The sequence below is a fragment of the Acidiphilium sp. 34-64-41 genome (genome assembly GCF_002282635.1).
GTDB lineage: Bacteria > Pseudomonadota > Alphaproteobacteria > Acetobacterales > Acetobacteraceae > Acidiphilium > Acidiphilium rubrum.
In genome coordinates, this window is sequence record NZ_NCJX01000109.1 from 1 (window position 1) to 8,736 (window position 8,736).

An 8,736-nucleotide genomic window follows, 5' to 3' on the forward strand; every position below is an offset into this window, starting at 1 on the left:
GGCCCAAGCGCATCCGCAAACCAAAGCGCCAGCCCAGCTTCATGGACCAATACAAAATCAACCCCGACGGCAGCATCGACTTCACGCAAGAACAACTCCACGAAATCCTCGGCCCACCCCCACCGCCCGTGCCACCCTGGCACCAGCCCTTCGTGCCGTCCTTCAACGTCAAAAAACTCTGGCGGAAAGGGCCATGATTTCGCACGCCTTATTTGTTACGATAACGCAACGACAACCACGAAAGACTAGGAAAGCACTTCTTTTTTGTGAACAAAAAAGAAACAAAAAAAACTTTGGTCATTTGGGCCCGTGGCGGTGGAAACGCCCGTGCCCCAGGGTCAGAAAGTTTTTTGCTTCTTTTTTACAAAAAAGAAGCCTTCCCGCCCCCACCCGAGCGAAACGATCGCACCCAACCGCTACCCGGCAACGATTTGCGAACAAAAACTGTCAGGAAATTTTACACATTGGGAGAAACGCTTTGCAGTTTTTTCTATATCTCGTTATAATAACTCAATATTTTTTATTGGCATGAAACATGCTTTAATCTAACCCACAGTGAGTTCCACTGCAGAATTCTTGTCGTTTACGGAGTCCAGCATGTCTTTCAAAACCCTTCTTCTCACCGGCTCGGTCGCTGCCGCGATCCTCATGTCGAGCAGCTCAGCCTTCGCCGGCGCCAACCTCCTGACCAATGGCTCGTTCGGCAGCGGGTTCAGCGGCTGGACCCTGTCCCCCCAAGTCAACACGACCAGCAACGAAGTCGTCATCGCCACCGATAACGTGCCGAACAGCTACCCGACCGGCGCCTACGGCCAGGCCGTCGCGAACGATATGCTGACCACCGGCAGCCCGGATGCCAGCAGCGGTTACGCCGCCTATTTCTCGACCGATACCGGCACCCAGACCTTGTCGCAGACCATCGCTCTGAACGCCGGCACCTACAGCATCGGGTTCGACGTCTACGTACCGGCCAACGGCTACGGCAACCCGAACGACGCAACCTTCAGCGGCACCGTCGCCGGCACCAGCCTGATCTCCGATGCCAGCGTCGCTGCGATCGGTAAGGCCGATGGCACCAATACCTGGACGCTCGTTTACGGTACGGCCAACATCGCGACCGCGGGCAATTACGCCGTCGATTTCTCCTTCACCGGATCAGGCGTCACCGCCAAAGACATCCTGGTCGATCGCGTGTTCGTGATCCCCGGCACCGTCAACGTGCCGGAACCCGGCTCGCTCGCCCTGTTCGGCACCGCGCTGGTCGGCCTCGGCCTCGTTCTGCGTCGCCGCAACCGCGCCTGAAACCACGATTAGGCTAAAATGGGTGGGGACCCAACGCCTCCGGTTCACCGGAGGCGTTTTCGTTTCCATTGCATTGACGACCGCGCGGCCGCCCGATAGCCCCGCTGCATGAACCCCAGCAACCCACCCCGCTTTACCATCCGCGCCGCCCGGCCGGACGATGCCGCCGCAATCACCGCGCTGCGAAACCTGCCCGGCGTGCGGCACGGCACCCTCGCACTGCCGTTCAGCCAGACCGCCACCAGCGTCGCCTTTCTCGAAAAGCTCGGACCCGATAATCACCTCGTCGTGGCCGAAAGCGGCACCGAACTGGTCGGCACCGCCAGTCTCAACCGCTACACCGGCCGGCGCGCGCATGTCGCCGGCCTCGGCATCAACGTCGCCGATCCCTGGCAAGGCCAGGGTGCCGGCGCCGCGCTGCTGGCTGCGCTGATCGATCTGGCCGACAACTGGCTGGGCCTGGTGCGGATCGAACTCAACGTATTCACCGACAACCGCCGCGCCATCGCGCTCTACGAAAAATTCGGCTTCGTGACCGAAGGATGCCAGCGTGCCTATGCGCTGCGCGATGGCGTGCTGATCGATTGCCTGTCGATGGCGCGACTCCACCCCGCCCCGTCGCCATGAAAACCGCCGCACGGCACGCCGGACCGCTCCTCGGCCTGATCGTGCTGCCCTGCCTTGCGAACCTTTTGCTGATCCTCGGCATCATGCATGCCGATCCCGCGCTGTTCTATCGCGGTCTCACCCTCGGTCTGCACACCGGCCCGTTCCCAGCACCCGGCTCACCGACCTGGGCGGACCCGACCATCGGCCTGATCACCCAGGCGCAAGGCATGTTGAGCGCGAAGGACTGGCTCGCCGGCATCATCCCCTGGTGGAACCCCTATACCGGGGTCGGCATGCCGCTCGCGGCCGAAATGCAGACCTTGTCGTTCTTTCTGCCCTTCGTTCTCCTGCTTCGCCTCACCCATGGCTGGCTGATCCTGCGGCTGGTGCTGCAAAGCCTCAGCGGCGCCGCGCTCTATGCCCTGCTGCTCGACCTTGGGACCACGCGGTTCGCCGCTTTCGTCGCCGGTGCGCTCTACGGGCTGAGCGGCATTTTCTTCCTGGTGCCGCACGCGGCCGGCCCGCTGCCGTTCATGCCGCTGCTGCTACTCGGCATCGAACGCGCCACGCGCGCCGCCCGAACCCACACCCCGCGCGGCTGGGGTCTGATCGCTTTCGCGACCGCCGCGATGATCTATGCCGGCTATCCGGAAACCGCCTATTTCGGCGGCCTGCTCGCGGCGGCGTGGACGCTGCGCGCCCTTGCCCTGGCAGGTGCGGATCGCATCCGCCTCGCGGGCAAGATCATGGTCGGGCTGATCCTCGCCCTCGCCCTCGCCGCCCCCTTGCTGATCCCCTTCGCCGATTACGTGCGGATATCCTACTACGGCCCGCATGACGGATATTTTTCCCTCATCGCGTGGCCCGCCTCGGCCATGCTGTCGGTGTTGCCCTTCATGGTCGGCCCGATCGCAGGACCGATCCCCCCCGCGCTCGCCGCCACCGCATCCGGCCCGATCGACAATGCCTGGTGGCAGACCGGCACCTGGTTCGGCATCATCGCCATCGCCATCGCGCTGATCGCGATCATCCCACGCCACCGCGAACGCGGCCGCGCGATCATGCTCGGTTGCATCATCGCGTTCGGGATGCTCCGGATCGAAGGGATCGATCTGGCGCGCAAGGCGTTCAACCTGATCCCCTTCGTCGGCACGACGGATGCGATCCGCTTCGTCACCCCGGCACTCGACCTCGCCCTGCTCATCATGGTCGGCCTCGCGCTCGATCACTGGCAGCGCCGCGGTGCCCTGCCCCGCCGCACCGCCGCGATCGCCGGGGCCATCGGCCTCGGCCTGATCCTGATCGTCACCCTGCCCCACCGCACCCAAGTGCTGGCCTGGTACCACGCGAGCCAGTTCGACCACCGCTTCGCCCTGATCGCCTGCGGCACCGAACTCGCCGCCGCACTGGCCTGCCTCGCGATCATGACCAAACGACCAAGCCGGCCCGCCACGATCATGCTCGCACTGCTCGCACTGGGCGACGCCACGGCCACCATGGCATCCGGCCAGGCCGCCGCCGCATGGTCGAGCGAACAGGCGACCGGCGGCATCCGCTTTCTGCAAGCACACCAAGGACTCGGCCGGTTCTTCACGCTGGGACCGTTCGGCCCGGATTATCCCGCCGCCGATCGCCTCGCCTCGATCAACACCAACCAGTTGCCGGTCGCCGCCGCCTGGATCGACTTCGGCAATACCGCCCTCGGCCTGCAACCCGCCGCGCCGCTCGCCGCCCAGGCCGCGTCCCTGCGCAGCCACCTCGCTGCCTTCCGTGCGATCGGCGTCACCGCCATCCTGACCCCACCGGGCCTCGATCCGTTCCGCGACAGCACGCGCCTGATGCTCGATGCCACCAACGTGCCCGGCGCTTCGCTCCAGGGTAGCGCGACAATCCAGGGCAGCCTGCCGGCGAGCACGCCGGTGCCCGAGCGGATCAGCACCATCGGCGTCCAGATCGGCACCTATGACGGCGCCTCGACCGGCCCATTGAATGTCACGCTCTGCGCCGGCAGCAACTGCGCGACCGGCGAAGCCAGCCTCGATCACGCCGCCGACAACGCGAGCCTGCCGATCGCACTGGACCATCCGCTGCGCATCCCGCCCCACACGGCGCTGCACTACAAATTCACCCACCCATCCGGCAACGCCGTCGTGCTCTGGATGGGCCGGATCGCCGGCACCACCATCACCGCGCCACATCTGCGCTTCGATGCGCCGCAGCCGAACCCGGCGCCGCGCCTGATCTACCGCGACCGTGCCATGTGGATCTACCGTCTGCCCGGCGCCGCGCCCTTCTACACAGCACCCGGCTGCACGATCACCAACGCCAGCCTGAACCGCGTCACCACCGATTGCGCAGCACCCGCAACGCTGATCCGCCGCGAAGCCTGGTTCGGCGGCTGGCACGCCATCATCGGTTATCACCCCGTCATCATCGCCCGGCACGGTCCGTTATTCCAGGCGATCGCGCTGCCCGCCGGGCGCAGCCGCATCCGGTTTTTCTACCGCCCGCGCCACACACGCCTCGCCTGCCTGCTCGCGCTGGCCGCCCTCGGTCTCGCGCTGATACTGCAAACAAGCGCCCGGCTTGGCGGCGGCGGGCGCGCACGCCTATAAACCCGCATGTCGCATAACAGCTTCGGCCATCTGTTCCGTGTCACCACCTGGGGCGAAAGCCACGGCCCCGCGATCGGCTGCGTGGTCGATGGCGTGCCGCCGCGCATCGCCCTGTCCGAAGCCGATATCCAGCCGTTTCTCGATCGCCGCCGCCCCGGCCAGTCGCGCTTCACCACCCAGCGCCGCGAACCGGACACCGTAAAAATCCTCTCCGGCGTCTATCAGGGCCAGACCACCGGCACGCCGATCGCGCTGATGATCGAAAACACCGACCAGCGCAGCAAGGATTACGCCAACATCGCCGACCGGTTCCGCCCCGGCCATGCCGATATCGCCTATCACTGGAAATACGGTATTCGCGACCCGCGCGGCGGCGGGCGATCCTCGGCGCGCGAAACCGCCATGCGCGTCGCGGCCGGTGCCATCGCCCGCAAAATCCTGGGCGATGGCATCATCATCCGCGGCGCGTTGGTGCAGATGGGTCCGCACGGCATCGACCGCAGCCGGTTCGACGATGCCGAGATCGATCGCAACGATTTCTTCTGCCCCGACCCGCTCGCCGCCCGCCTGTGGGAGGTCGAACTCGATGCCATCCGCAAATCCGGCTCCTCGGTCGGTGCCGTGGTCGAAATCATCGCGAGCGGCGCGCCACCCGGCCTGGGGGCGCCGGTCTATGCCAAGCTCGATGCCGATCTGGCGGGTGCGATGATGAGCATCAACGCCGTCAAGGCGGTCGAGATCGGCGATGGTTTTGCCGCCGCAGCCCTGCGCGGCGAAGCGAACGCCGATGAAATGCGCATGAACCCCGACGGCTCCGTGCGCTTTCTGGCCAATCACGCCGGCGGCGTGCTGGGCGGCATTTCGACCGGCCAGCCGATCGTGGTGCGCTTCGCGGTCAAACCGACAAGTTCGATCCTGACCGAGGTCGCAAGCGTCGATGCCGAAGGCACCGAGGTCGATATCCAGACCAAAGGCCGGCATGACCCCTGCGTCGGCATCCGGGCCGTGCCGGTCGGCGAGGCGATGATGGCCTGCGTGCTGGCGGATCATTGGCTGCGCCACCGCGCCCAATGTGGCGAATTCGTACCCGGGGGGTTGCCTATCACATCAATGTGATAGCGGAAGGACCATCCGACCTGTAGTATACACGTATCATGAATATGACACGCACACCGATCCAGCGCACGAAAGACATCAAGTCGATCATTTCGGTCGCCGGCCGAAAATTCTGGGCGGATCGGCTGTCAGCGTTACAGGCCAATGTGGGGGCCGGTGCGCGTTATGGCAAGCTGGTTGCCAAGCGTTATGCCGCTGAATTTGCAGCCGAAAAATGCCGCCTTGGGCGCGAGATGTCGGCGCTCGAAACCAGCCTCGCCAGCCGTGTCGCCGGGCTTTCCGCGCTCGATGGCAGGCTGAACGCCGCCGGCAAGGTGCGGTTCCGCGCCGCCCTCGCCGCCGCGCTGACCGGCGAGGCGACGCTGATCCCCTTACTACATCTTCATCGAACCGCCATCTTGCACGAAGCCGCCGGCTTCGAGGTTCAGTTCGCCGGATTCGAGGATGGCGCGGCGTTCGACCTGCTGATCACGCGCGACGGCGTCACCGCCGAAATCGCATGCGACACGCTCTCCGCCGAGGAAGGCCGCCTGGTCCATCAATCCGCCTGGATGCGCCTGATGGACCGGATCGATCCCGACCTGCAGACCTGGCTCTCCGCCCACCCCGGCCGTTACCTCCTGAAAATGACGCTGCCGCAAGGCTTGCGCGATGCCGCGGCGGCCGATGGCACCAACGCCCTCGCAGCCTTGCATCAACGCATCAACACCATGCTCTCGACCGCCAAACGCTCCGATCACGATGAAGCCGCCGTGCTGCGGCTCGACCCGTTGATGCTCGCCGCCGCCCAGGCTGGCGAGAACGGGCTGATGAACAAGCTGCGCCACGAGTTCGGCCCCGAAGCCAATCTCGCGGTCACCGGCGCCGGCAATGGTCTTTTCGTGCTCGCCGCGCGGGCCGGCAGTGAAAATGAAATCGCCGTCGCCATGCGCAAGCGCCTCGCCGCCCTGGCACCGACCCGGCTCACCGGCACCCGCCCGGGGATTCTGGCCATGTTCATCGAAGACACCGATCGCCTGGAATGGACCCTGCTGCGCGATCATCTGACGCTGGAAGGCGAGGCACGGCAGTTCCTCACCTTCCCCGAAGCGCGCATCGTCGTCGCGGTCACCTGCGCCTCGCGCTTCGAGCTTTATGCCGAAATCGGCGCCGACAGCGCCATGCGATTCCGCAATCCATCGCACCCCGCCGCCAAGCTGGCAGCGCTCGCACCGGCAATTCTCTCGACCATGTAAACGCGTTTACGTGTCGATGCGCCCGGTTACGACAGTGCCGTGGCGCATTTCACTTGGCAGACTCATCGCAGCCAGGCGCGCGGCCGCAGGCTCAGCCGCCAGCATCGCCGGGTCGAACAAATTGACCCGCAACCGGGTCCGCGCGACTTCCGCCGCCCAGGACAGAACCAGATCGCGTCGCGCCGCCATCGATGCGCCGACCACCCCGGCATAGGCGGCCGGCGCGCCATTGCGGACCAACGCCACCGCCCGACCATATGGCGCATCGCGCAGCAAACCGCCGCAGGCGCGAATCAACCGCCATGTCGCGGTCGCGTTGATGCCGAACGCGGGCTCCCAGTCGGTCTGGTCGATCTGCCCGACCGGCAACAACCGTCCGGCCGTGGCGGCGGCGTGCACCAGAATATCCAGCCGGCCGAACCGCTCGTACAGGCTGATGCCGATCTGATCAGTCACATCGCCCTTGGTCAGATCCGCCGGCAGCAGCGTCGCCTCGCCACCCAGCGCACGGATCGCATCATCGGTGGCGGTGAGCCCAATGTCGTCGCGCGCCGCGATCACGACATGCGCACCAAGCCGCGCCAGCCCGATCGCGGTGGCCGCACCGATGCCGCGGCTGGCACCGGTTACCAGCGCCACGGTGCCGCTCAATACCTGTGTGCTCGGTTCATCCATAACCCGATTATGGGTCAGCGCATGTCGATGAACAAGCCGATTGTCAGCGCGAGCCCCACCAGAACGACGCCGCCGCGCAGGATGCGCTCGTTGATCCGGCGCAGCATAAGCACGCCGACTTGCCCGCCGAGCACCGCCGCGATCGCGACGTACAGCACCAGCCCCCACGCGATGTGCGCGCGGCACAGAAACACCACCACGGCAGCGGCGTTCATCACCCCGGCCAGCACGTTCTTGGTCGCCCCGGCCTGGCGCACCGCCACGCCCGTAGCGGTCAGCGCCGCCAGCATCAGAATGCCGATGCCACCGCCGAAATATCCGCCATAGATCGAAATCAGAAATTGCGCCGCCATCGCACCCCGCACGCCCAACCGTGACGCCATCGATGCATCCGGGCGCCGGCCGAAACTGCCCCAGGCGAACACGATCGTCGCGAACAGCACCAGAAACGGCACCATCCGCGCGAACACACCGGCCGGCGTGGTCAGCAGCAGCACCGCCCCAAGCGCGCCGCCGATCAGACTGATCCCGAATAGCGTGGCAAACCCCAGCCCGGCCGCGCCGGTTACCAGATTGCGCCCGGCGATGCCGGTGGTGACCTGTCCGGGGAACAGCGCGATGGTCGAGGTGATATTCGCGGCCCGCGGATCGAGCCCGGCGAACAACAGCGCCGGAAACGTCAGAAACGAGCCGCCGCCCGCCAGCGCATTCTGCGCGCCGGCCGCGAACGACACCGCCACCAGCACAAGATCGCGCCAGTTCATGCTGTGCTGTCGGACTGCGCAGGGGCGATGTGCAGTTCGACACCGAGGGTCGCCAGCAGCGCGATCATCGCCGCCGGCGGCGGTTGATCGGTGTACAGGGCCGATATCTGCGCCAGCGTGCCCACGCGCATCAACGCCGGGCGGCCGAATTTGGTATGGTCAGTGACCAACAGAACACGGCGGGCGTTGCGAATGATCGCTTGCGAACAAATCACCTCGTCCATATCGTAATCATACAATCCGCCATCGGCATCGATGCCGGAAATGCCGATGATGCCGATATCGGCGCGGAACTGGTCCAGCATGTCACGAGTCGCCTGCCCGGTGATGCCGCCATCGCCGTTGCGCACCATGCCGCCGGTCAGCACGATGCGAAAATCGGTGTTCTCGCTCAGGATGCGTGCGACGTTCAGATTATTG

General features: G+C 65.6%; 9 protein-coding genes. 6 read left to right on the forward strand and 3 right to left on the reverse strand.

Annotated features, from left to right (window positions below; genetic code table 11):
• From B7X49_RS16670 to B7X49_RS16695, 6 genes are all read left to right on the forward strand, one after another.
• On the forward strand, positions 1 to 197 hold a 197-nt coding region (locus B7X49_RS16670), incomplete at its 5' end, for a hypothetical protein (protein WP_286840295.1).
• Positions 198 to 597: 400 nt separating this feature from the next.
• Entirely contained in the window at positions 598 to 1,302 is a 705-nt protein-coding gene (locus B7X49_RS16675) for a PEP-CTERM sorting domain-containing protein (protein WP_286705144.1), read from the forward strand.
• A 108-nt stretch (positions 1,303 to 1,410) separates the two neighbouring features.
• Positions 1,411 to 1,929, forward strand: a complete 519-nt coding sequence (locus tag B7X49_RS16680; RefSeq protein ID WP_286705145.1) for a GNAT family N-acetyltransferase — start codon at positions 1,411 to 1,413, stop codon at positions 1,927 to 1,929.
• A complete protein-coding gene (locus B7X49_RS16685; protein WP_286705146.1) occupies positions 1,926 to 4,526 on the forward strand; it encodes a hypothetical protein in 2,601 nt (866 codons plus the stop codon). The genes B7X49_RS16680 and B7X49_RS16685 overlap by 4 nt, the downstream gene beginning before the upstream one ends.
• A 6-nt stretch (positions 4,527 to 4,532) precedes the next feature.
• Entirely contained in the window at positions 4,533 to 5,642 is a 1,110-nt protein-coding gene (gene aroC / locus B7X49_RS16690; protein ID WP_286705147.1) for a chorismate synthase, read from the forward strand.
• A gap of 44 nt (positions 5,643 to 5,686) precedes the next feature.
• On the forward strand, positions 5,687 to 6,877 hold the full coding sequence (locus B7X49_RS16695) for a hypothetical protein (protein WP_286705148.1): 1,191 nt from the start codon (positions 5,687 to 5,689) through the stop codon (positions 6,875 to 6,877).
• 6 nt (positions 6,878 to 6,883) lie between these two features.
• Here the strand turns inward: B7X49_RS16695 and B7X49_RS16700 are convergent, their stop codons facing one another.
• The 3 genes from B7X49_RS16700 to B7X49_RS16710 all read right to left on the reverse strand — a co-directional run.
• A complete protein-coding gene (locus B7X49_RS16700) occupies positions 6,884 to 7,552 on the reverse strand; it encodes an SDR family NAD(P)-dependent oxidoreductase (RefSeq protein ID WP_286705149.1) in 669 nt (222 codons plus the stop codon).
• A 14-nt stretch (positions 7,553 to 7,566) separates the two neighbouring features.
• Positions 7,567 to 8,316, reverse strand: a complete 750-nt coding sequence (locus B7X49_RS16705; protein ID WP_286705150.1) for a sulfite exporter TauE/SafE family protein — start codon at positions 8,314 to 8,316, stop codon at positions 7,567 to 7,569.
• Positions 8,313 to 8,736 (reverse strand): DeoR/GlpR family DNA-binding transcription regulator (locus B7X49_RS16710; RefSeq protein ID WP_286705151.1); only part of this gene is annotated, 424 nt, incomplete at its 5' end. The genes B7X49_RS16710 and B7X49_RS16705, both read right to left, overlap by 4 nt.